General features: G+C 69.1%; 21 protein-coding genes and 1 tRNA gene. 12 read left to right on the top strand and 10 right to left on the bottom strand.

The window, feature by feature from the left end; translation table 11 throughout:
• Window positions 1-80: 80 nt before the first annotated feature.
• The 3 genes from secF to EOE48_RS24285 are packed head-to-tail and all read left to right on the top strand — an operon-like array spanning window position 81 to window position 2,317.
• A complete protein-coding gene (gene secF / locus EOE48_RS24295; protein ID WP_127733467.1) occupies window positions 81-1,031 on the top strand; it encodes a protein translocase subunit SecF in 951 nt (316 codons plus the stop codon).
• A gap of 7 nt (window positions 1,032-1,038) precedes the next feature.
• Entirely contained in the window at window positions 1,039-1,428 is a 390-nt protein-coding gene (locus EOE48_RS24290) for an Mth938-like domain-containing protein (RefSeq protein ID WP_127733466.1), read from the top strand.
• A 10-nt stretch (window positions 1,429-1,438) separates the two neighbouring features.
• Complete coding sequence (locus tag EOE48_RS24285; RefSeq protein WP_127733465.1) at window positions 1,439-2,317, top strand: phytoene/squalene synthase family protein; 879 nt, start codon at window positions 1,439-1,441, stop codon at window positions 2,315-2,317.
• Window positions 2,318-2,324: 7 nt separating this feature from the next.
• Here the strand turns inward: EOE48_RS24285 and EOE48_RS24280 are convergent, their stop codons facing one another.
• The 6 genes from EOE48_RS24280 to uvrA form a co-directional block, all read right to left on the bottom strand.
• Complete coding sequence (locus tag EOE48_RS24280) at window positions 2,325-3,527, bottom strand: glycosyltransferase family 61 protein (RefSeq protein WP_127733464.1); 1,203 nt, start codon at window positions 3,525-3,527, stop codon at window positions 2,325-2,327.
• Window positions 3,528-3,554: 27 nt separating this feature from the next.
• Window positions 3,555-4,973 carry a methylenetetrahydrofolate--tRNA-(uracil(54)-C(5))-methyltransferase (FADH(2)-oxidizing) TrmFO gene (gene trmFO / locus EOE48_RS24275; RefSeq protein WP_127733463.1) on the bottom strand — a complete coding sequence of 473 codons (1,419 nt, stop codon included), beginning with the start codon at window positions 4,971-4,973 and terminating at the stop codon, window positions 3,555-3,557.
• A 172-nt stretch (window positions 4,974-5,145) separates the two neighbouring features.
• A complete protein-coding gene (locus EOE48_RS24270) occupies window positions 5,146-5,295 on the bottom strand; it encodes a DUF1127 domain-containing protein (protein WP_127733462.1) in 150 nt (49 codons plus the stop codon).
• Between the two features lie 454 nt (window positions 5,296-5,749).
• On the bottom strand, window positions 5,750-6,718 hold the full coding sequence (locus tag EOE48_RS24265; RefSeq protein WP_127733461.1) for a S1C family serine protease: 969 nt from the start codon (window positions 6,716-6,718) through the stop codon (window positions 5,750-5,752).
• A gap of 186 nt (window positions 6,719-6,904) precedes the next feature.
• Complete coding sequence (locus EOE48_RS24260; protein WP_127733460.1) at window positions 6,905-7,867, bottom strand: transporter family protein; 963 nt, start codon at window positions 7,865-7,867, stop codon at window positions 6,905-6,907.
• A 424-nt stretch (window positions 7,868-8,291) separates the two neighbouring features.
• Window positions 8,292-11,210 (bottom strand): excinuclease ABC subunit UvrA, encoded by a 2,919-nt coding sequence (gene uvrA / locus EOE48_RS24255; RefSeq protein ID WP_187371529.1) that lies wholly within the window; start codon window positions 11,208-11,210, stop codon window positions 8,292-8,294.
• A gap of 240 nt (window positions 11,211-11,450) precedes the next feature.
• On the opposite strand from uvrA, the gene EOE48_RS24250 reads away from it, so the two are divergent.
• The 3 genes from EOE48_RS24250 (at window position 11,451) to EOE48_RS24245 (ending at window position 13,399) form a co-directional block, all read left to right on the top strand.
• Window positions 11,451-11,525: transfer RNA gene (locus tag EOE48_RS24250), tRNA-Gln, on the top strand.
• Between the two features lie 117 nt (window positions 11,526-11,642).
• Window positions 11,643-11,924: a DUF6538 domain-containing protein gene (locus EOE48_RS30405; protein WP_342791880.1), complete on the top strand. Its 282-nt coding sequence runs from the start codon at window positions 11,643-11,645 to the stop codon at window positions 11,922-11,924.
• Window positions 11,924-13,399: a site-specific integrase gene (locus tag EOE48_RS24245; protein WP_246154803.1), complete on the top strand. Its 1,476-nt coding sequence runs from the start codon at window positions 11,924-11,926 to the stop codon at window positions 13,397-13,399. The genes EOE48_RS30405 and EOE48_RS24245 overlap by 1 nt, the downstream gene beginning before the upstream one ends.
• Before the next feature lie 74 nt (window positions 13,400-13,473).
• On the opposite strand, the gene EOE48_RS24240 is transcribed toward EOE48_RS24245, so the two are convergent.
• On the bottom strand, window positions 13,474-13,731 hold the full coding sequence (locus EOE48_RS24240) for a helix-turn-helix domain-containing protein (RefSeq protein WP_127733459.1): 258 nt from the start codon (window positions 13,729-13,731) through the stop codon (window positions 13,474-13,476).
• A gap of 110 nt (window positions 13,732-13,841) precedes the next feature.
• Here EOE48_RS24240 and EOE48_RS24235 point away from each other — a divergent pair, with 110 nt between their 5' ends.
• From EOE48_RS24235 to EOE48_RS24210, 6 genes are all read left to right on the top strand, one after another.
• On the top strand, window positions 13,842-15,092 hold the full coding sequence (locus tag EOE48_RS24235; protein WP_127733458.1) for an MBL fold metallo-hydrolase: 1,251 nt from the start codon (window positions 13,842-13,844) through the stop codon (window positions 15,090-15,092).
• Entirely contained in the window at window positions 15,089-16,132 is a 1,044-nt protein-coding gene (locus EOE48_RS24230) for a hypothetical protein (RefSeq protein ID WP_127733457.1), read from the top strand. Before EOE48_RS24235 ends, EOE48_RS24230 begins: the two co-directional genes overlap by 4 nt.
• 114 nt (window positions 16,133-16,246) lie before the next feature.
• Window positions 16,247-16,702: a hypothetical protein gene (locus EOE48_RS24225; RefSeq protein WP_127733456.1), complete on the top strand. Its 456-nt coding sequence runs from the start codon at window positions 16,247-16,249 to the stop codon at window positions 16,700-16,702.
• Between the two features lie 80 nt (window positions 16,703-16,782).
• A complete protein-coding gene (locus tag EOE48_RS24220) occupies window positions 16,783-17,265 on the top strand; it encodes a hypothetical protein (protein ID WP_127733455.1) in 483 nt (160 codons plus the stop codon).
• A gap of 147 nt (window positions 17,266-17,412) precedes the next feature.
• Window positions 17,413-17,847: a hypothetical protein gene (locus EOE48_RS24215; RefSeq protein WP_127733454.1), complete on the top strand. Its 435-nt coding sequence runs from the start codon at window positions 17,413-17,415 to the stop codon at window positions 17,845-17,847.
• Complete coding sequence (locus EOE48_RS24210) at window positions 17,844-18,314, top strand: hypothetical protein (protein ID WP_246154800.1); 471 nt, start codon at window positions 17,844-17,846, stop codon at window positions 18,312-18,314. The genes EOE48_RS24215 and EOE48_RS24210 overlap by 4 nt, the downstream gene beginning before the upstream one ends.
• Window positions 18,315-18,862: 548 nt before the next feature.
• Here the strand turns inward: EOE48_RS24210 and EOE48_RS24200 are convergent.
• The 3 genes from EOE48_RS24200 to EOE48_RS24190 are packed head-to-tail and all read right to left on the bottom strand — an operon-like array spanning window position 18,863 to window position 22,892.
• Window positions 18,863-20,641 (bottom strand): ThiF family adenylyltransferase, encoded by a 1,779-nt coding sequence (locus EOE48_RS24200; protein ID WP_210249596.1) that lies wholly within the window; start codon window positions 20,639-20,641, stop codon window positions 18,863-18,865.
• 52 nt (window positions 20,642-20,693) lie between these two features.
• Window positions 20,694-21,740 (bottom strand): cyclic GMP-AMP synthase DncV-like nucleotidyltransferase, encoded by a 1,047-nt coding sequence (locus EOE48_RS24195; RefSeq protein WP_127733452.1) that lies wholly within the window; start codon window positions 21,738-21,740, stop codon window positions 20,694-20,696.
• A gap of 3 nt (window positions 21,741-21,743) precedes the next feature.
• The gene (locus tag EOE48_RS24190) at window positions 21,744-22,892 is read right to left on the bottom strand and encodes a patatin-like phospholipase family protein (protein ID WP_127733451.1); all 1,149 of its coding nucleotides are present in this window, start codon (window positions 22,890-22,892) and stop codon (window positions 21,744-21,746) included.
• Window positions 22,893-23,024 lie beyond the last annotated feature (132 nt).

Below are 23,024 nucleotides of genomic sequence, written 5' to 3'. Positions count from 1 at the left end.
CCTCGTGCCGCCCGGGTGGGCGGCGCCCGCCGGGGCGGATCGCGATCCGCCCGCGCCGCCCGAATCCTGGACCGAGTACGATGCGCCTCCTCCGCCTCTGGCCCGACGAATCCCACTTCGACTTCATGCGCCTGCGGCGCTTCAGCTTCCCGCTCTCGGCGGCTCTGTCGATCGCGACGGTGGTCCTGTTCGTGACCATCGGCCTCAATTTCGGCATCGACTTCAAGGGCGGCACCCTGGTCGAGCTGCGGCCGAAGGCCGGCGCCACCGCCGATGTCGGCGCGGTGCGCCACACCGCCAACGGGTTCGGCTTCGGCGAGACCGAGGTGCAGGAATACGGCCAGGGCTCGGTCTCGGTCCGCTTCCCGCTCCAGGCCGGCGGCGAGACCGGCCAGACCCTCGTGATGCAGAAGGCCCACGCCGCCTTCGACGCCGACTACACCTTCGAGCGGGTCGAGACCGTCGGTCCGCGCGTCTCGGGCGAGCTGGTGCAGTCGGGCACGATCGGCGTCGTGCTCTCGGTCGTCGCGGTGCTGATGTACCTGTGGTTCCGGTTCGAGCGCGAGCTGGCGCTCGGCGCCATCGTCGGCACCCTGCACGACATCGTGCTCACCGTCGGCCTGTTCGTCATCACCCGGATCGAGTTCAACATGACCTCGATCGCCGCGATCCTCACCATCGTCGGCTACTCGCTGAACGAGACGGTGGTGGTGTTCGACCGCACCCGCGAGCTGATGCGTCGCTACAAGACCATGCCGACGGTCGAATTGCTCAACCTGTCGATCAACTCCACGATGTCGCGCACCGTGATGACCGCGACCTCGACCGCCCTGTCGCTCGTCGCCCTGGTGCTGTTCGGCGGCGAGGCGATCAAGGGCTTCTCGGTTGTGATGCTGGTCGGCGTGGTGCTGTGCACCTACTCGGCGATCTTCATCTCGACGCCGTTCCTGATCTATATCGGCCTCCAGGGCCACAGCAACCGCAGCCCCGGCCGCGACGAGGACGCCGCCCTGAAGCATGCGGCGGAGTAGCGGCGGCATGGCCGAGAGCGGGCGCCTCCACGACGGCTTCGTCCCGGGCCGCCACCCGATCGATTCCTACGGCAACGGCGGCTTCCGCTTCGCCGACATGTCGCATCGCGGCTCGATCCTGGCGCTGCCCTCCGGCATCCGCGCCTGGGACGTGACCGGGCCGGCGGGGATTACCGCGGCGAGCCTCGCGCCGGTGCTGGCCGAGGGCGGCGAGGTCGGCCTGCTGCTGATCGGGACGGGAGCCGAGATCGCGTTCCTGCCCGAGGCGCTGCGGCGCCACCTCAAGGCCGCCGGCATCGGCCTCGACGTGATGCAGACCGGCGCCGCGGCCAAGACCTACAACATCCTGGCGGGCGAGAACCGCAAGGTCGCCGCCGCCCTGATCGCGGTGCCGTGAGGGACCCGCGATGAGCGAGGGCGGCAACCCGGCCTCCGGCCACGGCACCGACTGGGCCTACGCCCATTGCGAGGCGCTGGTCCGCGACGGCGATCCCGACCGCTACTTCGCGACGCTGTTCGCCCCGGCCGCCCACCGCCCGCACCTGTTCGCGCTCGCCGCCTTCAGCCTGGAGGTGGCGCGGGTGCGCGACGCAGTGTCGAGCCCGATGCCCGGCGAGATCCGCCTGCAATGGTGGCGCGACGCGCTCCAGGGCGAGGCGCGCGGCGACGTGCGGGCCAACCCGGTGGCGGCGGCCCTCGACGACACCATCGTGCGCCGGCGCCTGCCGCGCCAGCCCCTGGTCGACCTCGTCGACGCCCGGGTGTTCGACCTCTACGACGACCCGATGCCCTCGGTGCGCGATCTGGAGGGCTATTGCGGCGAGACCGCCTCGGTCCTGATCCGCCTCGGGGGGCTGATCCTGGCCGAGGGCGGCGAGCCCGGCGGCGCCGCCGCGGCCGGCCATGCCGGCGTCGCCCAGGCGGTGACCGGGCTTTTGCGGGCGCTCCCCTGGCACGCCCGCCGCGGTCAGGTCTACCTGCCGGCGGACGTGCTCGCCGCCCACGGCGTCACCCGCGAGGACGTGGTCAGCGGGCGGGGCGGCCCCGGCCTCGCCGGCGCCTGCGCCGACCTGCGCGCCCTGGCGCGGCGCCATCTCGACGCCTTCGAGGGCGCCCGCGCCACGATCTCGCCGGCCGCCGGCGCCGCCTACCTGCCGGTCGCCCTGGTGCCGGACTACCTCGCGGCGATGGAGCGGCCGGGCACCGACCCGCTGCGCAGCGCGATCGACCTGCCGCGCTGGCGCCGGGTGTTCCGGCTCTGGCGCGCGTCGCGGCGCTTCCGCTGATTCCTCCTCAGCGCGGCAGCATCGCGTCGAGGCGGTCGAGATCGATCCGGTAGGGCTCGCGGTTCGGGGGCGGCCGCGGCGTCGGGCTGGCGCCGTGCAGCGCCCGGTAGCGGTGCCCGAGCGCCGCGGCGAGGTCCCAGAAGAACGGGTCGGTCCAGCCCTCCGCCGCGAGGTGCAGCACGGTGGCGTGCGGCGGGCAGAACAGGGTGCTGGTCATCGCCGCCCCCATCGGCCCGACGACCGCGCGGGCGCGGGCGAAGGTCGCGACCTGCCGGCTGAACGACAGCGGCTCGGGATCGACCACCGTGAAGCCGCGCGCGCGCACGAGGTCGAGAACCGCATCGCGGTTGATGAGGGCGCGGTCCCATTGCGGGGCACGATCGACGTAGATCCGCCGGCCCGCATCCGGATCGCCGCCGCGCCACGCCTCTCGCGCGAGCTTGCGGCGCACCTCGCCGGCCTGCCGCAGCAGGTGGTCGCGCACGAAGCGCAGCGCCTCCGGCGACTTGCTCGCCGGGTGAACCGAGACCGGGGTGGCGTAGTACAGCCGCGGGAAGCGGAACGCCGCGTCGCGGGGCAGGAACACGGTGTCGGCCCCGGCCGCGTCGCCGAGGAACAGCCGGATCGTGCGCCGCCGGATCTCGTCGCTCGCCGCACCGTAGCCGGTCAGGACCAGGGTGATACGCCGATCCGGGTGCAGCCGCCGCAGGGTGCGGAACCCGGCGAGGCGGGGCAGGTCGTCGACGAGCCAGTGCCCGTAGTTGAACGAGCCCGACGAGCTGAAGAAGAACGCGACCTCGGCGCCGTGCGGCTCGGCCCGCGCGAGGTCGCCGTCTTCCGCCAGAGTCAGGCCGGGCCGGTCCGGCGGGCGGTAGGTCTCGTAGACGATGCGGCCGCCGGCATGGAGCACGTTGTCGCGCAAGGTCGCGTCGTCGAGGACGAACAGCCCGCAGGGCGGCCCGCCGGGATGCCGGCGGTCGATCGCCGCGAACTCGGCCTCCAGGGCCACGGCCGCGACGGGATCGTCGCCGCGCAGCCATTCCGGCGCCGGGCGGGGATAGGCGTAGGGCGGGAACAGCGGCGCGACGAGGCGGCCGGCCGGCGCCGTGCGCATCAGGTGGGCGCGCTCGGGCACCGCGGCGTCGAGGCCGGCCCCGGCATACAGGATCGCGGCGTCGCACGAGGCGAGCCGCTCGGCGGCGAGGGTCATGGAGCGAGCACCATGGCGGCTCGCGGGCTATTCCGCCGCCGCCAGCGACGGCTCGCCGAGCCACGCGGCGAGGTCGCCCCGGGCCCGGTCGGTCAGCGCGCGCTTCTTCGCCTGCGCCTTCTCGGGCCCGCGCAGGCGGCGGCCGTCCGGCGCCTTCGGGGCGCGCTCCAGCGGCGGAAACAGCCCGAAATTGACGTTCATCGGCTGGAACGAGCGCGGCGCGCCCTCGTCCTCGGCGCTGAGATGGCCGCCGGTGATGTGCCCGATCAGCGCCCCGAGCGCCGTGGTCGGGGGCAGCGGCGCGAGCGTGTGGCCGAGGCGCTCGGCGGCGGCGAAGCGGCCGGCCATCAGCCCGACCGCGGCGCTCTCGACGTAGCCCTCGCAGCCGGTGATCTGGCCGGCGAAGCGCAGCCGCGGCGCCGCCCTCAGGCGCAGGGTCGCGTCGAGCAGGCGCGGCGAGTCGAGGTAGGTGTTGCGGTGCAGGCCGCCGAGCCGGGCGAACTCGGCCTTTTCCAGACCCGGAATGGTACGGAAGATCCGCACCTGCTCGCCGTAGGTCAGCTTCGTCTGGAACCCGACCATGTTGTAGAGCGTGCCCAGCGCGTTGTCCTGGCGCAACTGGACGATGGCGTAGGCCTTCACGGTCGGGTTGTGCGGGTTGGTGAGGCCGAACGGCTTCATCGGGCCGTGGCGCAGGGTCTCGGGGCCGCGCTCGGCCATCACCTCGATCGGCAGGCAGCCGTCGAAGTATGGCGTGCTCGCCTCCCACTGCTTGAACGAGGTCTTCTCGCCCGCGACCAGCGCGGCGATGAAGGCGACGTATTGCTCGCGGTCGAGCGGGCAGTTGATGTAGTCGGCCCCGGTGCCGCCCGGTCCGGCCTTGTCGTAGCGCGACTGGAACCACGCCGTGCCCATGTCGATCGAGTCGCGGTGGACGATCGGCGCGATGGCGTCGAAGAAGGCGAGGGACTCGGCGCCGGTGAGGCCGCGGATCGCCTCGGCCAGTCCCGGCGCGGTGAGCGGACCGGTGGCGACGACGACGCTGCCCCATTCCTCCGGCGGCAGGCCCTCGACCTCCTCGCGGACGATTCTCACCAGGGGATGGGCCTCGAGCGCCGCGGTGACGGCGCGTGAGAAGCCCTCGCGGTCCACCGCGAGCGCGCCGCCCGCCGGCACCTGATGCGCGTCGCCCGCCCGCATGACCAGCGAGCCGAGGCGGCGCATCTCCTGGTGCAGCAGGCCGACCGCATTGAGATCGGCGTCGTCGGAGCGGAACGAGTTCGAGCAGACCAGCTCGGCGAGGCCGTCGGTCTGGTGGGCCTCGGTGGCGCGCACCGGGCGCATCTCGTGCAGCACGACGGGCAGGCCGCTCTGCGCGATCTGCCAGGCGGCCTCCGAGCCGGCGAGGCCGCCGCCGACGACGTGGATGGGATCGGATCCGGACATGAGGCGGCATATCGGATCGGGCGGGTCGAGATCAACGGCCGCCGGGACGAAGCCGGGCCCCGGATGTGCGAACGCCCGCCTGGACGTGCGAACGCCCGCCGAAGGGCGGGCGCGCGAGTCGCCGGGCGGACCCGGAGATGGACCGATCGTGCGATCAGGTGCGACCGAGCGATCAGGCGTGGCTGCGGGCGATGCCCGGGATCTCGTAGCGGTTGATGCCGAGATCGTCGAGCTCGCGGTCGGACAGGCGCGACAGCTCGGTGACGGTCTCGCGGTACCGGAGGTACGAACGGATCTTGCTGAGGATGACGGAGACGAACATGGAAGTGACCTCGTGACGGGCAGCCAAAGCCGAAATCTGCGGCATCGCTGCCCGTTTCTGTTGCAATGCACCATATGGGTTTTGGGCCTCCGGTGTGGAGTCCGACCGGCGTAAGCCAGCCATGCGAGAGCGGCATGCTCCGCATAGGACTTCGTCAACCAAGCTGCGCTGCATGCGTCTTCGGCAGCACTTCCGTGCCGTTTCGGCGGGATTTCCCGAATTCCGGCACGATGTTGCAGGTGCGAAGCCGGATCGGGATCCGAAGCGTGGCCGGGGAGGGGCGGGGCCTCCGCGTGCCGGGGCGCGGGGCTGATGGGCCCGGTGCTGGATCAGGTCGGAATCCGGGCGCCTTGGCCCGGCTGCGCCGGCCGGCGCCGGCGGGGACCTCGATGCAGGACACCCGGTCGTTGGCGCCGGACGGTCGGGCGGCCGGTGGGGCGCCCCGCGCCCGCGCTCAGTGCAGCTGCGGCGCCACCAGGAAGCGGTCCCGGTCGGCCGAGGCGATCGTGACCGAGAGGGTCTTGCCGTCCCGGCGCAGCGTCAGCGGCACGGGGACGCCGGCATCGCCGAGCGCCCAGACGCTGCGGAAGCACTGGGCCAGATCCTTCACCCGGGTGTCGCCCACCGCCAGGATGGCGTCGCCGGCGCGCAGGTCGGCGGCCTCGGCGGGACCGCCGGTCGCCAGCCCCATCACCACCACGCCGTCCTCCATCTCGGTGGCGTAGAGGCCGAGCCACGGCCGCGGCGGCGTCGCCGGGCGGCCGCGCCGGGTGAGGTCGCTCAGGACCGGCTTCAGCAGGTCGATCGGCACCACCATGTTGATCGCGCCGTCGCCCTCGCCCTGCTGCAGTTGCAGCGAGCCGATCCCGACGAGGTCGCCCGCCGGCCCGATCAGCGCCGTCCCGCCCCAGTGCGGATGCGGCGGGGCGGTGAACAGGGCGTCGTCGAGGACGTATTCCCAGTAGCCGGCGAATTCCTGCCGGGCGACGATGCGCGCCGCCACGGCGCGGTGGCGCCCGCCGGCCCCGGCCATCACCACCGCGTCGCCGGTCTTCAGCCCGGCCGAGGAGCCGACCGGCAGGGGGGTGACGTCGAGGCGGCCGAGGGCCTGGACCAGCCCGAACCCGGTGGCGGCATCGAACCCGACGACGTGGCCGGGCAGGCTGCGCCCGTCATGGGTGGTCAGCCACACGGTCTCGGCCTCGGTGACGAGGTAGCCGATGGTGAGCACGAGCCCCTCGCCCCCGATCGCCACGCCGTTGCCGGCCCGCTCGGTGCCAAGCGCCTGGGCCGTGAAGGCGTTGTCCGGCGCCCTGGCCGAGAGGGCGACCACCGCGGTGAGGGCCTGATCGAGGTCGTAGGCGTAGTTGGCGGGACGGGGCTGCACCGCCGAGGGGATCTTCCAGTCTCCGAGCGATGCCATGCCGGCCTCCTGTCCGCGCGGCACGGCCCGTCCGCGGCACCGTCCCCGATCCTCCGTTATAGGTCGCCGCCGCGGCCCCGACACCCGAGCCGGGCCGATCCCGCCCGCGGCCGGCCGCGCCCACGAAAACGCCGCCCGGCACGGGGCCGGGCGGCGGACGGATCCCGGTCGGAGAGCCGGATCGGATCAGTACTTGCGCACGATCGCCACCGGCTCCGGGGGCGGGGCGGCGGCCACGGTGTAGAGCGGCGCCACGACGCGGAACCAGCCCTCGGTCGAGTAGGCCTCGCGCCGGGTCGGGCCGAAGACCGGGTCGACCTGCCGGGCGGTCGTCACGACGTCGCGGGCGACGTAGGCCTGGACCGAGAACTTGCCGAAATCGTAGCCGATCAGGCCACCGAGGGCGAAGCGGCCCTGGCCGTTGAGCCCCGGCGCCTGCCGGTTGGGCAGGTTGACGGTGCCGTACCCGATGGCGCCGATCTCGAAGTTGCCGAACTTCTTCGTCGCCGTCAGGTCGAGGTTGAGGCCGTCGGAGGGGTATTGCGGTCCGTAGAAGGACGGGATGCCGTTGCGGCCCTCGAAGCGGGCTGGCACGTCGTAGAAGTTGTGGGTCAGGTTGGCGGTGACGTTCCAGCCGTCGCCGGTGTAGCTGAGGGCGAAGCCCTGGCGGTAGGTGTTGGAGGCCAGGATGCTGGCACCGCCGAGGCCACCGCCGCGGCCGCCGTTGAGGTCGTTCAGGTACGCACCGAAGAGATAGCTCGCGCCGACGTTGCCGCCGAGATCCCAGGCGAAGATGCCGCCGACGAAGGTGCCGACGTTGATGCTGGTGTTGCGGCCGCCAGCGGCGCGGTCGAAGGTGAAGATGGTCGGCGGCGCGACGAGGAGTTCGATCCGGGCGCCGAGGACCTTCAACGGGGTCGACCAGACCAGGACCGGGACGTTGACCGCGGTGTCGATCGAGGTGGCGTTGGGCCCGTCCGGGCTGCGGAACGTGAAGGTGTCGATCGCGTAGATGCCCTCGGGCAGCGGCGCGCCGACGGCGAGGCCGACCTGCTCGCCCGGCACCGTCGTGGTCTGCGCGAAGGCAGCGGTCGCCGAAACTCCGAAGGACAGAGCAGCCGCCCCCGCGGCCAGCCAGTACTTGCGCATTGATGAGGTTTCCTTCCCGCCGGCACTTGCCGGTAGATTTCGAATGTCGAGCAAGTCTCGACGTCACCCGCTTTTGCTGCGGATGTTCATCGCAACTGTCTTGATTCGCTCTCCGGCGCCGGCACAAGCCGAACCTCGCCACTGTTCTACAGCCACGCTCGAATTGCCAGCATCCTGCCCGCATGTTGGACAGACACAGTACGATTGTTGCCGAAAAGCCGCAGCTAGCCGGGCACTATATGACCTTAGGTAATACGGCCGTTGACTGTCGAAAATCCTGCTGGAACGGCGACTTTGTGCACTGCAACTTGGGCAGTCGGGGATCGCATCGACGCGCTTCCCCTCCATTCCGGGGGAAAAGCCCGGGCCGGCTCCGCTTCCCCGCTCGCCGGCCCGCCAGAACGTTGTCGACAGGTGCGGTCCGCTACTCGGCCGCCTGCTTGCGCCGCGGCGCGGTGAGCGGGCGCCGGGCCAGCACCTCGCGCAGGAAGCGCCCGGTATGGCTCGCCTTGGCCTTGGCGATCGCCTCGGGCGTGCCCTCGGCCACGATGGTGCCGCCGCCGTCGCCGCCCTCTGGCCCCATGTCGATCACCCAGTCGGCGGTCTTGATGACCTCGAGGTTGTGCTCGATCACCACCACGGTGTTGCCCTGGTCGACGAGCTCGTGCAGCACCTCCATCAGCTTGGCGACGTCGTGGAAATGCAGGCCGGTGGTCGGCTCGTCGAGGATGTAGAGGGTGCGGCCGGTGGCCCGCTTCGACAGCTCCTTCGACAGCTTCACCCGCTGGGCCTCGCCGCCCGACAGCGTCGTGGCCTGCTGGCCGACCCGGACGTAGCCGAGGCCGACCCGGGCCAGCGTCTCCATCTTCTCGCGGATCGACGGCACCGCCTTGAACAGGTCGGCGGCCTCCTCGACGGTCATGTCGAGCACGTCGGCGATCGAGTTCTCGCGGTACTTCACCTCGAGGGTCTCGCGGTCGTAGCGCCGGCCCTTGCAGACGTCGCAGGTCACGTAGACGTCGGGCAGGAAGTGCATCTCGATCTTGATGACGCCGTCGCCCGAGCACGCCTCGCAGCGCCCGCCCTTGACGTTGAACGAGAACCGGCCGGGCTGGTAGCCGCGGGCCTTGGCCTCGGGCAGGCCGGCGAACCAGTCGCGGATCGGCGTGAAGGCGCCGATATAGGTCGCCGGGTTCGAGCGCGGGGTGCGGCCGATCGGCGACTGGTCGATGTCGATGACCTTGTCGAGGTGCTCCAGCCCCTCGATGCGCTCGAACGGCGCCGGATGGGCGAGGGCGCCGTTGAGCTTGCGCGCCACCGCCTTGTAGAGCGTGTCGATGACGAGGGTCGACTTGCCGCCGCCCGAGACGCCGGTGACGCAGGTGAAGGTGCCGAGCGGGATCTCGGCGGTGACGCCCTTGAGGTTGTTGCCCCTGGCTCCGACGAGCGTGAGGCTGCGCCCCTTCCGGCCCTTGCGCCGGGCGGCCGGCATCCGCACCGAGAGTTCGCCGGTGAGGTAGCGCCCGGTGAGCGAGGCGGGGTTGGCCAGCACCTCCTGCGGCGTACCCTGGGCGACGATCTCGCCGCCGTGGATGCCCGCGCCCGGCCCGACATCGACGACGTGGTCGGCCTGGAGGATCGCGTCCTCGTCGTGCTCGACCACGATCACCGAGTTGCCGAGGTCGCGCAGGCGCTTGAGGGTCCCGAGCAGCCGCTCGTTGTCGCGCTGGTGCAGGCCGATCGACGGCTCGTCGAGGACGTAGAGCACGCCGGTCAGCCCCGAGCCGATCTGCGAGGCGAGGCGGATGCGCTGGCTCTCGCCGCCCGACAGCGAGCCGGAGCCGCGGGCCAGTGTCAGGTAGTCGAGCCCGACATCGACCAGGAAGGTGAGCCGGTCGCGGATCTCCTTGAGGATGCGGACCGCGATCTCGTTCTGCTTCGGGCTGAGCTGGCCGGGCAGGTCGCCGAACCAGCGGTGGGCCTCGCGCACCGAGAGCGCGGCGGCCTCGGCGACGTCGCGGTCGGTCACCTTCACGGCGAGCGCCTCGGGCTTGAGCCGCTTGCCGCCGCAGGCGTGGCAGGGCGTCTCGGCCATGAAGCGCGCGATGTCCTCGCGGGCGGCGTCGCTCTCGGTCTCGCGGTAGCGCCGCTCGAGGTTCGGGATCACGCCCTCGAAGGGCTTGGCGACCTCGTAGGCGCGCAGGCCGTCGTGATAGGCGAAGCGGATCACGTCGGTGTCCGACCCGTACAGGATCACCTGCCGGGCCGCCGCGGTGAGCTTTCCCCACGGCACGTCGGTGCGGAAGCGGTAATGCGCGGCGAGCGCCGCCAGGGTCTGGCCGTAATAGGGCGAGGTCGACTTGGCCCAGGGGGCGATGGCGCCCTTGTCGAGACTCGTCGTCTCGTCGGCGACGACCAGCGCCGGGTCGATCCGCATCTCGTGGCCGATGCCGCCGCAGGTCGGGCAGGCGCCGAACGGGTTGTTGAACGAAAAGAGCCGCGGCTCGATCTCGGGGATGGTGAAGCCCGAGACCGGGCAGGCGAAGCGCGACGAGAAGGTGATGCGCTCGGGCTCCCGGCCCTCGGCGGCGTCCGCCATCTCGACCACCGCGATGCCGTCGGCGAGGTCCAGCGCGGTCTCGAACGAGTCGGCCAGCCGCGAGGCCATGTCGGCCCGCACCACGATGCGGTCGACCACCACGTCGATGTCGTGCTTGAGCTTCTTGTCGAGCTTCGGCACGTCGTCGATGGGGTAGTAGTCGCCGTCGATGCGCAGGCGCTGGAAGCCCTTCTTCTGGAACTCGGCGATCTCCTTGCGGTACTCGCCCTTGCGGCCGCGCACCACGGGCGCCAGCAGGTAGAGCCGGGTCTTCTCGGGCAGCGCCAGCACCCGGTCGACCATCTGGCTCACGGTCTGGCTCTCGATCGGCAGGCCGGTGGCCGGCGAGTACGGGATGCCGATCCGCGCCCACAGCAGGCGCATGTAGTCGTAGATCTCGGTGACGGTGCCGACGGTGGAGCGCGGGTTCTTCGAGGTGGTCTTCTGCTCGATCGAGATCGCCGGCGACAGCCCGTCGATCTGGTCGACGTCGGGCTTCGACATCATCTCGAGGAACTGGCGGGCATAGGCCGAGAGCGACTCGACGTAGCGGCGCTGGCCCTCGGCGTAGATGGTGTCGAAGGCGAGCGACGACTTGCCGGAGCCCGACAGACCGGTGAACACCACGAGCCTGTCGCGCGGGATCACGAGGTCGACGTTCTTCAGGTTGTGCTCGCGGGCGCCGCGCACGGCGATGACGCGGGCCTCCGCCGCACGGTCGAACAGGGAATCGAGAGGGGCCATGCAGGAGGCTCCGGGCCGGCAGGCGGGCGGGGTCGACGGGGCGGGCAGGGCGGGATCGCGGATCCGCACCGTCGCCGTGCTAGAACAAAATGCGTACAGCCTCAACCGCACGCGGTGGCGCGCCAGGTGTGCGCCCGCTGCGTGCCATCTGGCGCGGGCAGGGCGGGCCCGCAAGGGCGGCGGCCGCGCGAGCGGTTGCCACGCCGCCCCCGCGCCGCTATGGAAGCGCCATCCGCACGGTGGGGCGTCGCCAAGCGGTAAGGCAGCGGTTTTTGGTACCGCCATTCCCAGGTTCGAATCCTGGCGCCCCAGCCACCTTTTTACCTAACCCATTCAGAACGCACACTTTCTCGCGCAACCGCCCTGCGGAGTGAGCCGGTTGCTACATTCCGCTGCTACACAGGCCGCCCGCCCGGGCGGCGAGGGAGCGGAGTGGGATCCATCGCCAACGTCGTCCTCCGGGGACGAATCTTTCATTTCCGGCGCCGCGTGCCGGACGCGCTGAGACCAAGGCTGCGCCTGAAGGAACTCGTGTGCAGCCTCGCGACCACCGACCTTCGCACTGCCAAGGCGAGAGCCTGTCGGGTATACCTCGCCTCGGAAAGCCTTTTCACGGCTCTGTACGCGACGCCGATGCTGACCGACGACCAACTCGCCCGCCTCGTGCAGGATTCTACAAAACGATCCTCGACGGGGATGAGCACGGGCGACTGATGCGCGGAGCGATCACGGCCGACGTGCGGGAGCGACTCGTCACTCAATACGAGACAATGGCTGCGCGCGCACGCGACGCTCTCGCCTGTAACCGTCTGGACGAGGCGAGCTTCGTCACGATCGCCATGCTCCGCAAGCAGGGCATCGCGTCAGCCGACCTCGAACCGCGTGCCGTTGCGCAGGCCCGGCAGGCGATGCTGCGGGCGGGCATCGATGTCGCCGAAGCGATCAAGGCCCGTTACGAGGGCGACTTCAACTTCGAGCCCCGCGACCGACGGCTCAAGATGCAGCTGGCGGCGCTCGACGAGGCTCCGAAAGCACCGCCCACGGAGAACACTGCGGCATCCCGCCCAGCCGAAAGGGAGGCGGTGCCGCCGCACGCGCCTGAGCTTTTTTCGGTAGTCGCCGCCGTGTTCCGGAACACGCAGGCCGCCACCAACACCTGGGACAACCAGACTGCGTCCCAAGCGGGGGCGACCTTCCGCCTGTTCGTCGACAGCTGCGGAGACCGCCCCCTCGCCGCCTACACCCGCAAGGACGCCGGCCACTTCCGTAGCCTCGTCGAGCGGCTACCGAACGACTACGGCAAACATCCTCGCTACCGAAACCTCACGGTGGACGAGATCCTGGCTGCACACGAGGCGCTGCCTGACAAACAGCGCGCACAGCCGATCACCCAGCGGACCGTGAAGCGGCACTTCTCGGCCCTGTCGGCGCTCTGGACGGCGGCGGTCGCGAGAGACGAAGCGGCGGCGAACATCTTCCTGGGCTTCCGCTTCAGCAACACCCGCAAGGCAAGCGAACAACGCGCCATGTGGGAGCGGGACGAGCTCGCCCGTCTCTTCGCAACACCAATCTGGACAGGCTGCGCCTCCCCCGGCCGGCGAACCGCACCGGGCAGCCTCATCCTGCGCGACGAAAAATTCTGGCTGCCTCTGATCGCCGTGTTCTCCGGCATGCGCCAGGAGGAAATCTGTCAGCTGCATGTCGAGGACATCCGGCAGGACGAGGGCATCTGGTTCATCGACATCAACGACCGGCCCCCGCGGAAACTCAAGAACGCGACGGCGGTCCGGCGCGTACCGATCCACCCGCAGCTGATCCGCCTGGGCTTCCTCGCGCATGTCGAAGCGCAGCGCCGCCGCCGGCAAGACCGCATCTTTCCCACTCTCGAACCCGGAGGGGCTGACGGTCGACTGGGTCACGCCTTCACCAAGTGGTTCACCCGCTATCGACGCGACGTGAAGCTCTACCGGCAGGGGCTCGACTTCCACTCGTTTCGGCACACAGCGACGACGCTGATGCACCAAGCCGGCACAGCGACCGCCGTCATCGATCACGTCACTGGACACGTCACGCCGGGCGAGACCGCGCGCTACACCAAACGCTCGTCGCTATCCCAATTGCAAGCGGCAATAGAGTCGATCGCCATCGGAGTCGACCTTACGCAGCTTCACATGACAAAATCTGCGTAAGAAATATCCTGCCATCTCGGCGCAGCAATCTCTTCAAGACCACTGCTCCCTCAAAGAAATCGCCTCGCTCTACGTTAGCCTCTGCGCCCACCACGCAGCGGTTTAGGCGGTGCCTCATCATCGGCGGGGGTGACGAACAACTCGCTCATGGGTATAGAGAGCGCCTCGGCAATCTTGTCGAGCAGGTCGACCGTCGGGTTCTCGACCTGCCGCTCCATGCCGCCAAGATACGCGCGGTCCACGCCCGCATCGGCAGCCAGTCGCTCCTGGCTGAGCCCTTGCGCCACGCGTACGCGGCGCAGGTTCCACGCGACCAAAGCTCGTCCCTTCATGGACGAGGACCAGCAGCCAGCTAGGGCTATCAAACCACTGGCTATAGCCACAGGGAACGGCTACGGTTGTCTCGCTGCGAGGAAGGCCGCGCGGGGCAAGCAGGTTCACGATGCGGGTGCGCATTCACCGCGGCACGCGCGAGATCGGCGGCACCTGCGTCGAACTCGCCCAAGATGGCGCCCGGCTCCTCCTCGACCTCGGGCTCCCCCTCGACGCCGCAGCGGACGACGTGACCTGTCATCCACCGGTCGAAGGCCTCGACGGCGGCGGTGACCTCCTCGCGCTCATCCTCAGCCACGGCCACCGCGACCATGTCGGGCTGAGCCACCTCACCGGACCCGACCTGCCAGTCGCGCTCGGCGCGGCGACCCTTCACATCCTTCAGGCCGCCGCCGCCTTCGTTCCCGAGACCTGGGTACCGCCGAACACGGTGACCTTCGGCCACGGGCAGTCGCTCACCTTCGGCCCGTTCACGATCACGCCGATCCTCGTCGACCACTCCGCCTTCGACGCCTACGCGCTCCTCGTGGAAGCCGGCGGGCAGCGGCTGCTCTATTCCGGCGACCTGCGCGCGCACGGGCGCAAGGGCGCCCTCTTCGAGCGTCTGGTCCGCAGCCCGCCGCGCGACATCGACGCCCTGCTCATGGAAGGATCGAGCCTCGGCCGCCTCGACGACGAGCGGAATTTCCCGACAGAGACGGAGATCGAAGACCGCTTCGTCGCGCGGTTCCGCGAGATGTCCGGTCTGGCCCTCGTCGCGGCCTCCGCCCAGAACATCGATCGCGTCGTCTCGCTCTACCGTGCCTGCAAGCGCACCGACCGTACCCTGATTCTCGACCTCTACGCCGCCGAGATCCTGGCCGCGACCGGCCACCCCAGCATCCCGCAATCCGACTGGCCGCGCGTGGCGGTCTTCGTCCCGCACCACCAGCGGGTGCGCATCAAGCGCACCGGCCGCTTCGACCTGCTCGAACGGCACGGCCGCCAGCGCATCCACGCGGAACACCTCGCGGCGCTCGCGCCCCGGGCGACGCTGCTGTTCCGACACTCGCTGCTGCCGGACCTCGACCGGGCCAGCTGCCTTGCAGGCGCCGAGGTGGTCTGGTCGCAGTGGGACGGCTACCTCCGGCAGCCCCGCGGGCAGGCGCTCGCTGCGGACCTTGCCGCCCGCGACATCCCGCTGACCCACGCCCACACCTCGGGCCATGCCAGCATCCCGGACCTCAAGCGTCTGGTGGCGGCGATCGCGCCCCGGCGGCTCGTGCCCATTCACACCTTCGAGCCGCAGCGCTTCCCAGCGCTGTTCGGCGCCAGCGTCGACATCAAGGAGGACGGACAGTGGTGGGACACGACGGCATGAGTGAGACAACACCCTATCGGGCCCTGGGCGAGCCTTTCCTCGCGGCGCTCGAAGCCCTCGCGACCGCGCCGCATGGCGGCTGGTGGGCCGACGTCCTCGGCGACCCCGAGCTGCTGCTGGCAGTGCGGGACCGCTCGCTCAACGTTTATTACCGTGGCGCCTCACTCTTCCGCATCACGCCGGCCGGCGGCGGTGTCGCGGCCGAGACGCACGTAAAGTACCTCGTGCGCCAGCGTCAGGTGCTGACCCGGCTCGGCCAGGACGGCAGCTTCGGGAGTGCGCCGTCACAGGCGGTCTGGGACCGCTACGAAGGGCCAGCAACGCTCGCCGAGATGAAGCGTGCCGCCGTCCCGCTTGCCGGCCTGGAGAAGACCGGCCTGCACGTGCTCGTGCAGACCAGCCCGAACGTCGTCGACGTCGAGATCGCGCTCGCGGGCGCACCGGTCACCGACGCGGCAGCGGAGCCGGACGGCTCGGAGATCGAGGCGGCGCAACTCGCCTCCGAGACGACCACGACGGCACGTCTTCGCCAGGACCGGCTCGACGTGGCGAGCTTGGAGGAGCGCGGAGTGGCAGGCGAGGCCTGGCTCGTCTTCCACGAGGCGAAGCTCGCGACCAACCCTGCCCTGCGGTCGCGGACGACGCCTGCCATCGTCGAGCAGATGAAGCGTTACCGTGCCACCCTGAAGCAGGAGGCCGAACGCCTCACTGCGAGCTATCCAGCCCTGTGCCGGGACCTCGTCAGCCTAGAGGCTTTGCGTCGAAAGGCACGCACTGACCGTGGGCTCGACGTTTCGGACCTGCTGCAGCGCGATCCCCTCATCAATGACGTGGCCTCAGGCAGGCGCATTCTGCGGATCGACACCGAACCGCGGCTCGTCGTGTTCGGCTTCGACGCGGATCAGCGGGACAAGTCAGTACAGGCGATCACCCAGGACCTGTCCGGCACGCACGGGCTTCGAGTCTATGCCGTCGGCCGGCCGGTAAAGGGCACGCCCGCCTTCCGCCGTCCGAGCGACCTGCAATCTGACGCGACCTAATCGGGGGTGCGACTGCCAGCCGCACCAGAAATCAGCGTCCAGCTGTAAATTCGCGGGGGGGTCTACGGGAATCCCTCTCATCGCTCCCCGGAGCGTCCGAGAGACCCCTTCGTCATGTTCTGCCCGTCCAATCGTCCCATCTCGATCCGCCGTATGCCGCACCTTCACCGGCTGGCGCATCCGACCTCGACCTTGCTGAGCCTCGGCATGCTCTTCGCGATTTCCGCGGCACCCGCACAGGCGAATCCGTCCTTCGAAGGGCGCTACCAGGGGCGAGGCGAAGGTCGCCTCACCCTCAAAGTATCCCCGCGCGGCAAGGCAGGATCGGCGCCCACCTACGCGGTCGACGCCTTCACCGGCATCCCCAACGCATGTTCGGGCACCGTCTCAGGCGTCGCCCGTCAGATCGACACCAACACATTACGGCTCAGCCTGCCGGGAGACGAGGCAGCCTGCGAGATCACCCTGCGCTTCGGCACTGACCGTAAGCGGGTACGCATGGAGGAGCAGGGCTGCAGCGATTTTCACGGCCCTGCCTGTGCCTTCGATGGCGCGCTGACCCGCCGCTGACCGCAAGCCATGTCGGTCCGCCGCCTCCGCGCGCCCGGACCGCGTAGCTTCTTCTCTCGCCCTCTCGACGGACCACCTCCATGATGCGCGCGATCCTGCCGCTGGCCCTCGTGCTCGCCATCCTCCCGGCTTGGGCAAAACAGCCGGTCGACGAAATCAAGTCCGGCGGCTGCCTCGAACTCAAGATCGACGATCGACCCACCCCCTGCAATCACGACTTCCGCCTCATCGACGACGGGCAGGGCGAGGTCAGCTTCGTCACGGGCTATGGCGACGGCAGGGGTGCACCGAAGACGGTGCTGGCGCTGTTCACCGCCCAGACGCCAGACATGGAGAACGCCTACGGCTACGCGCTGCGCCTAACGAGCATAACGCTGATGACCTACGACAAACCACACACTGAGCGAGTGTGGAAAGCCGCCGGCCTATGCTTCCTGGTCAAGCCGAACCCAGTGCGGGTTGCCGCTAAGCTTATCCGACAGGACATCGTCGCGATGTGCTCCGCGACGCTCGCCGACGCGAGCGCACCGGTACGGCGGATCGACTGGAAGTTCGTGTTCTAAGCGACGCCACACGAACGACCCCTCTACCTTGAGCGGAGCACCCACATGCATAAGCTGAGGATACGAGAGCTCGCGGCTCTCTTCACCTGCCTAGCTCTGGCACCCACCACGACTTACGCGGCCAAGCTGATCCCTGGACGGTGCCACATGGAGTACTGCGACTGGTTCAGCATCGAAGAAAAGGATCTCACCGGCACCTCGAAGGCGGGGGCATTGTTCAAGATCGTGATGAAACACTGGCAGTCGCATCACCCGGACGGCAACTATGCCCGCAAGACACCCCGAAAGGGTGGGCAGGCGAAAACCAGCTACACGTTCTGCTCGAAAACGAAGCCAGCGCTGATCAACCGCGATGTGCAGGGACGCTGGGCGGCTGAGTACCTGCCGATCAATTCCGAGTTCGGGCCGCCGGGTGCGCAGGAGACTGCGACAACGATCTACTTTGCCGCCTGCCACGCGATCGGCGCCGGCAATCGTGAAGCTATCACTGATCTCGCTCGCCGCTTCGGCTATCCGGAGAGGGAAGAGGAAGGACCAGAGGACAAGCCGGTCACACAGCCCGAGGATATTCTGAAGCCATGAGCACGCCCGTCCCTCCACAACAAGAGTCCATGCAGGGAGGGGAGGATGGCGGGCCGGCATCCCTCGACCGGACGGAAGTAATTGAACCGTCGGTCGGCATCTTCTGGGGCGTGCCGGACGGCGGACGCACGGTGCTGGTCACCGACCACACGCCCTTGACGGAGGCGGAAGTTTACGGCGACTGCCTCACTCATCCGCGCGGACACCACGAGGTCTGGGAAGCGTGGCGTAAGCTCGGAGCGACGGCACTACGCCGCTGCGGCCTGCCACCGGCCATTGTGAGCCACGAGTACGAGGCGTTCCCGCGCGGACGAGTGGTGTACATGCGCGAACCGGCGCTGTTCACCCTCTACGCCGACCGGCGCCTGCAGCGGCCGGAGACGATCGCCGACATCCTCCAGTTGTTTGGCCTGAACGGGCAGACACACACGGTGCGCTCGGACGCGCACTACCGCACGCTCTCCTGACCCAGAGTACACGCACTAAGGGCGGCAGCTCGGCCGATACCAAGGCACTGCTGGTCGACGTCACCAACCCGGACAACCCGACGCCGGGGATGCTGCCGGCGATCTTTCGTGACATCGTCGGACGGCTCGACGCGGCCGGACTCCCTTACGCCGTGGTCGGCCGCATCGCCTTGACCCTGCACGAGCAAGCCCGCTTCGTCGGCGACATCGAGATCGTCGCCGACCTCGACCCAGACAGGTGCGAGCACGCCGCGAAGCTTGTGCAGGCGACGCGGGCTCGGTTCGTGACGCACATGGACCCGCAGTTGTGCCTACGGCCTGTCACCCTGACGCTACGGCCCGGCACCGGCGCGACCGAGGTGCGGCTGCTGGGCAAGGCGATCACCCGCCCGTGGTTTGGTATCTCGGCCCGTCTCGCGAGCGGGGAGCATCTGCTCTGGCTCTGGTGCCGCCCTACGGCGCGTCCGCTTCCCGGCCGACCAACCGAGCGGCAGCAGGCGATCTTCGGCCCTACTGACAACTCTGGCTTCGATCGATCCTTGCAAAGGTCAGGCAGATTCATCGATACGCTCAGGCTTGCAAGCCGTGCAAGAAACAGAAGGCCAGGATCGATCGACGGTACGACCGCCCTCTTCAACTTCGCCAAAAGCGGAGAGCCAGCCCTCGGTCAGCTGTCCGCCAAGCGCAGCAATTCGGCGCGGCGAAGCGACCGATACGCGACTGAAAGATCGCGCAGGTGGATCGAGGAGGCAATCCATCGCCGCGTCTGCGATCATCGCCGTTACATAGGCCAGTTCCACCGGCCCGTAGGGCTGATAGTGCGCCCCGCAGGCCGGCTCCTCCAGCCTGGCGTCGCCGCCTTCCGGCCAGGCGATCACCGTCAGGTCCGGCGCCCCAGTCCTTCCGATGTGGCATTGCAGGCAACCGTCCTCGCCGCCGATCGCGACCGCATGGCCGGCGCAGGCATGGGCTTCGGTCCATCCATAGAGAACGGGCTTCTCGCGGCCTTGCGCGACATGCCACCGGTTGAGGGTGCTCTCGGCGACCCAATTGCCGGTCGCGGCGACGATCAGATCGGCGGCGGCGAGCAGATCCCCCTCTGTCGCAATCATTTGGTGGAGGCTGTACGAGCGATGCTCGACAGTCAGGTGCGGATAGTCAGTCCGAAGCCGCTCCGCCAAAGCCTCAGCCTTATTGCGGCCGACATCCGCCGCACCGAGCGGGTGACGACCGACGTTCGGCCAACCCAACGTCTCTGGATCGACCAGCACGGTCCGCCCAACCCCCGCTTGGACCAGCGCGCAAGCGACGGGCGCACCGACCGAACCGCATCCGACGATGACAACGGTCGCGCCCAGCAGACGGCGCGTGCGAGGATCCTGGCCCCGCCCGTGCACCCATTCGGCGTCCGCGCGTTGCACCTGGGTCCGCACGACCGCCAGCGCGCCGAAGAAGCGTCTTTGAAGGAGCGGATGCGGCGTGTGGCGCGGCCGGAATCCGGCCGACAGCGGTTCGTCGGGCGCGCACGGCCGACTCTTGCGTCGCTTCGGGTTGGGCGCCTTCACGCCGATCAGCGCCGCGCCGCCACGCCCGATCGCGCCCAACAGCGTCAATACCTCATCGGGCTCGTGGCCTGCCACCTCTTCGAGAGCGGTCTTGGCGTCTTCGCCAATCCGCTCGGCCATCCGATGGAGATCGGCCGCGGTCTCCGGATAGTCGGCGGGCAAGGGCGGCGTATCCAGCCAGAGGAAGGCCGCCGCCTCGGTGTTGACCGGCGTCTTGTCGCCGAAGCGATGATAAACCCAGGCGGCCAGCGACTCCTGGTCCTCTCCGATGACCTCAAGACCTTTGCTGCGCCAGACCCGCACCAGCCGCGAGGGCGGAGTGGGCGCGATCAGGCTAAACAGGGTCTTGCCCTCGGAATGCGCCTTGTAGCCCCAGTAGGTTACGAATTCCTCGCGAAAGTCGCGTTCGATAATGCCGCCTTCTAGCAGTTCCTCGATCAGGGTGATTGAGCGATGAAGGAGGCCCAATGCGACCGCCGACGGATGATCAGGATCCCACTCAGCTGTGTTGGGGAGTAGACAGAGGACGCCGTCGCTCTCGACATGCGGCCAAGTCATTGCTTCAGGGTGATCGACCAGCGCCGTTCGTACCGGCGTCGTCGGAAAATGCCTTCCCGCCAGGAGATCGAGGCGCCGCGTCACGCCGTCGGAGAAGGCGACGCTGATCCGCCAGCCAGCCGCGATCCAGTCGCGGGTAGGATAGTCGGAGGCAATCGTCGCCGCGTCTAGACGCTCGGGTACCTGTCCCGCACGCTCGCGCAAGGTCGCTTCCAGACGGAGCGCCGCATGTCGCCAGCCTAGCGGTAAGGCCTCACTATGCATGGCGGCCGCCGCCGGCGCTGCTGACCGCGCTCGCCGCCGCGGCCGTCGCGGTCAACAAGGCGGCCGAGCCGATGATTGCCGGGGCGGCTACTGATGCGCGCTGTTCGTCCTCCAGGCGTTCGCTGAAGAAGGTCGTCGCGAACACCTTGTCCCAACACTTGAGCGCCTTCTCGCGCGTGCAGTCGGTGTCGAACAGCGGCGCCAGCGTGTCGATTGCCTCGGTCAGCTTCTCGCGGAAGGAGCGTGCCTTGGCGTCATCGGAGCCGCTGGTGATGGTGTCGCCCGGCGTCACGGGGTGAGCGACGACGAGGTTCGAGTTCAGCCGGTTCCGGATCGCGACCATCGTGTCGTAGAGCGCCCGGTCCTCGCGGTCGTTTTCCCGGAACTTTGCCGTCGTCAGCACCGAGATGCCGAAGCCGCTCAGGATCGCGCCGCGCCAGCTGTAGCGGCTGCGTGCATACTTCTTGAGATCGCGGTTGATGCGGCGCAGCTGAAGGCCGTTGACCGAGGCGGCGCGCTCGTCCTCGTACCAGTCCGACACATCGCGGGCATCCGAACGCTTCCAACCGCTTCTCGCAGCCAGTTCATAGTACACCTCCTCGCCGAAGACGGTGTCGGTGACGACGCGCCGGTAGACCGGCAGGTCGACATGGTAGCCCTTCTCATAGGAGACTCTGACGCAGTTGGAGCGCACCTCCGGCGCGCGCTTGAACTTGCCGTCATCCACCGCGTCACGCACCATCTGACGCGCCTGTAGCGACGTCATCTCGGCGCCGCGATCCCCCACCAGATCGTCCTTCTCGAAGTAGACGCCGTCGTCGATGTCGTAGTCGTTGCCGGGGTCACGGCACATCGTCTTCATGGCGTAGCTGCCCTGCTTGACGAACTCGATCGGCTTGGGCTTGCCGGCCTTCTCCAGGCCGTTCCGCAGCCGCGTCCGGTTGGAGTTGCGCCGGTCGCGCATGGCGTTTTGTTCGCTCTTGGGCAGGGTCACATCCTGATCGTGATACGCACGCACGTCTTTGGAGCAGTCGAACATCACCTATTCCTTCTGGTTCTTGGCGGAGGCGGGCCGCCAGACGGCTCCGGTCGCCAGCATCGCCGGCAGGTCGTGCATCAAGCGCCGGATCATGCAGCCGTCGCTGCTGTTGGGATCGTCGCACGCACTCTTAGTCAGGTCGGCGTCGGTGTGGGCCTGGCTGACCAGCCGGTCCATCGCCTCGTGCCGGGTGTCGTCGAGCGCGAGGTACGGCATCATGCTCGCCGGCACGGGCTTGTTGGGAAAACGCACGCGCCGAATCGAACGGCCACAACTGCTGATCGCGTTGGTCAGGAGCCGCGCCATGTGGTCGAAGGCGAACTCCTGGGCCGAGATGCTCAGCGGCGCGACGTCAGCGCCCAACGACCAGTCGAGCATCGAGCGGTGCGCGCTTTCGGCGTCCAGGTGATCTCCCTCGGGACGCGGACAGGTGCCGAGCGAGTAGATCTCGATCGGCTGTTCGGGCGGGGCCACCGTCAGCGCGTCGACAAGCCCGACCATGATCGGATTGTTGGCCCAGAGGCCGCCGTCGGCGAACACCTGCTTGGGACCGTCGGGCGCGTTGGGATCATTGATGGCGGCGAGCGAGCGGTAGATCGGCGCGGCGCTCGTCGCCATGCAGACGTCAACTAGCGGGTAATGGTCGTCGCGCACGCCACTCTTGGGCGTCTTCTTAAACACCCAGGCCCGGTGCTCGCTCATCAGCACGGTAGGGATCGCGAGCGAGATGCCGCGGCCCTCGAAGACCTCAATCATCGTCACGTCGTCGAGCACACCCTTTAGCGCCGAGCGCAACGCCGCGTCCCCTTCGCGCACGAACCGGCTGCCCTGGCTCGCGCGGTAGATGGCGCTGCGCTTGCCGGCGATCCGGTGCGGAAAGATCTTGGGACCGTGCTCACGATAGAGGCCGACCACCTCGGCCATCGGCCGGCCGATCGCCAGCGCGCACCCGACGATCGCGCCGGTGCTGGTCCCGGTGATCAGGTCGAAGCCGCGCCCGAGGTCGAGCGCCTGTTCGCCCCGGATGCGGGCGAACTGATCGGTCAGCCGGGCCAGAAAGGCCGCTGTGTAGATACCGCGCATCCCCCCGCCGTCGAGGCTAAGCACGCGATAAGGCCGCCCAGCCGGTTGATTCTGCTCGCCTTCCGCCATCCGCGCATCTTTCTTCCGCCACGACCCCGTTGCCTGTTAAGCCAGTCGCGTCCATAGGATGTGGGGACGCCGCAGTATCGCGTCAAGTAAATGGACGCGATAGGAACGCGAGAATCGTGTTTGTGGAGGAAG

This window comes from Methylobacterium oryzihabitans, from assembly GCF_004004555.2.
In the GTDB taxonomy this organism is placed as follows: Bacteria; Pseudomonadota; Alphaproteobacteria; order Rhizobiales; family Beijerinckiaceae; genus Methylobacterium; species Methylobacterium oryzihabitans.
Note: the sequence above shows the minus strand (reverse complement) of the source record. Positions and strands in the feature narration are given on the sequence as shown.

Excerpts from the sequence above, each read along its gene's own strand:
- EOE48_RS24195 (WP_127733452.1), bottom strand. The coding sequence starts at position 21,740 with ATGTTCGACTGCTCCAAAGACGTGCGTGCGTATCACGATCAGGATGTG.
- EOE48_RS24270 (WP_127733462.1), bottom strand. The coding sequence starts at position 5,295 with ATGTTCGTCTCCGTCATCCTCAGCAAGATCCGTTCGTACCTCCGGTAC.
- EOE48_RS24230 (WP_127733457.1), top strand. The coding sequence starts at position 15,089 with ATGAGTGAGACAACACCCTATCGGGCCCTGGGCGAGCCTTTCCTCGCG.
- EOE48_RS24215 (WP_127733454.1), top strand. The coding sequence starts at position 17,413 with ATGGAGTACTGCGACTGGTTCAGCATCGAAGAAAAGGATCTCACCGGC.
- EOE48_RS24240 (WP_127733459.1), bottom strand. The coding sequence starts at position 13,731 with ATGAAGGGACGAGCTTTGGTCGCGTGGAACCTGCGCCGCGTACGCGTG.
- trmFO (WP_127733463.1), bottom strand. The coding sequence starts at position 4,973 with ATGTCCGGATCCGATCCCATCCACGTCGTCGGCGGCGGCCTCGCCGGC.
- EOE48_RS24265 (WP_127733461.1), bottom strand. The coding sequence starts at position 6,718 with ATGGCATCGCTCGGAGACTGGAAGATCCCCTCGGCGGTGCAGCCCCGT.
- secF (WP_127733467.1), top strand. The coding sequence starts at position 81 with ATGCGCCTCCTCCGCCTCTGGCCCGACGAATCCCACTTCGACTTCATG.
- EOE48_RS24235 (WP_127733458.1), top strand. The coding sequence starts at position 13,842 with ATGCGGGTGCGCATTCACCGCGGCACGCGCGAGATCGGCGGCACCTGC.
- uvrA (WP_187371529.1), bottom strand. The coding sequence starts at position 11,210 with ATGGCCCCTCTCGATTCCCTGTTCGACCGTGCGGCGGAGGCCCGCGTC.
- EOE48_RS24220 (WP_127733455.1), top strand. The coding sequence starts at position 16,783 with ATGATGCGCGCGATCCTGCCGCTGGCCCTCGTGCTCGCCATCCTCCCG.
- EOE48_RS24285 (WP_127733465.1), top strand. The coding sequence starts at position 1,439 with ATGAGCGAGGGCGGCAACCCGGCCTCCGGCCACGGCACCGACTGGGCC.
- EOE48_RS24190 (WP_127733451.1), bottom strand. The coding sequence starts at position 22,892 with ATGGCGGAAGGCGAGCAGAATCAACCGGCTGGGCGGCCTTATCGCGTG.
- EOE48_RS24245 (WP_246154803.1), top strand. The coding sequence starts at position 11,924 with ATGCGCGGAGCGATCACGGCCGACGTGCGGGAGCGACTCGTCACTCAA.
- EOE48_RS24280 (WP_127733464.1), bottom strand. The coding sequence starts at position 3,527 with ATGACCCTCGCCGCCGAGCGGCTCGCCTCGTGCGACGCCGCGATCCTG.
- EOE48_RS24210 (WP_246154800.1), top strand. The coding sequence starts at position 17,844 with ATGAGCACGCCCGTCCCTCCACAACAAGAGTCCATGCAGGGAGGGGAG.
- EOE48_RS24290 (WP_127733466.1), top strand. The coding sequence starts at position 1,039 with ATGGCCGAGAGCGGGCGCCTCCACGACGGCTTCGTCCCGGGCCGCCAC.
- EOE48_RS24260 (WP_127733460.1), bottom strand. The coding sequence starts at position 7,867 with ATGCGCAAGTACTGGCTGGCCGCGGGGGCGGCTGCTCTGTCCTTCGGA.
- EOE48_RS24225 (WP_127733456.1), top strand. The coding sequence starts at position 16,247 with ATGTTCTGCCCGTCCAATCGTCCCATCTCGATCCGCCGTATGCCGCAC.